At 67.7% G+C, this 955-nt stretch carries 2 protein-coding genes; both read left to right on the forward strand.

Features of this window, described 5'->3' with window-relative positions; translation table 11 throughout:
• The first annotated feature begins 94 nt into the window (after nt 1–94).
• Nucleotides 95–376, forward strand: coding sequence for an HTH domain-containing protein (locus ACY5KJ_RS12905; protein ID WP_462203435.1), 282 nt, complete (start codon nt 95–97; stop codon nt 374–376).
• Nucleotides 376–955 (forward strand): hypothetical protein (locus ACY5KJ_RS12910; RefSeq protein WP_462203436.1); only part of this gene is annotated, 580 nt, incomplete at its 3' end. The genes ACY5KJ_RS12905 and ACY5KJ_RS12910, both read left to right, overlap by 1 nt.

Consider the following 955-nt stretch of genomic DNA (forward strand, 5'->3'; position numbering starts at 1 on the left):
CATAACCGTACCGAGGCGATCACGCGGGAATCCCAAACACAGATCAAGTGATCAACTTATTTAATGACAGTACCTATGGGAGGAGGTTCCCGCAGTGGTCCACCTACGCCTCCGCAGGAACCGCTCACGCCAGATCATGGAGGACATCGTCGTCGAGCTGCGCTCGGCGTCCGAGCCGATCGCGGCGGAGGAAATCGCCGACAAGATCGGCCGATACCGGTCCACGGTCCAGCGGTACCTCCATGATCTCGATCAGGACGGCTACGTCGACCTCATCTTGGACCGCGGGTCCCGCGGGCGTCCCAAGCACCTTTACCAATGGCGCGACGAACCCTCGCCCCCGCCCCGCCCGAACCCCGGAATGGTGACAGTCTGATGCACGCGCTTGACCTCGCCACGCTCGTCCTGGCCAAGGGCGGCCATGACAACTTGAAGCAGGGCAGCTGCCTCCTGGAGGCGGTGTCATACCTCGCCGACGAGCCCTGGTCCGACCGCCCCGAGTGTGTCTCGCCCGTGCTCGGGGCTTTCGGCCGCATCCTGAACGATGTCCTGCCCAACAGCAAGCGGCAGAAGCTCAAGCCGTACATCCCGCAGCTCATGGGTACGGCCGCCGACGGACTGGACGAGGCGCGCGGGTGTCTGGCACTGGATTGGCTCGTCCGGGTGTGCACGCCGACCTGGCTACGCCTGGTCCCGGGGCCGACCGCGTATGCAGATCTGCTCGCCAACCACAGGCCGATCGCCAGCTTGGAGGATGTGGCGGCGATCGGTGACATCGTCCGCGATGCAGCGTCGCACGCTGCGCAAGCCCGGGCCGCCGCCCGGGAGGCCGCCTGGCCCGCTGTTCGGGATGCCGCCTGGGATGCCGCCTGGGTCGCCGCCTGCAACGCCGCTCGGGCCGTTCAGGAGGCCGCCTGGGCCGCCGCCCAGGAGGCCGCCGCCCGGGAGGCCGCTT

Source organism: Frankia sp. CcWB3, from assembly GCF_977927595.1.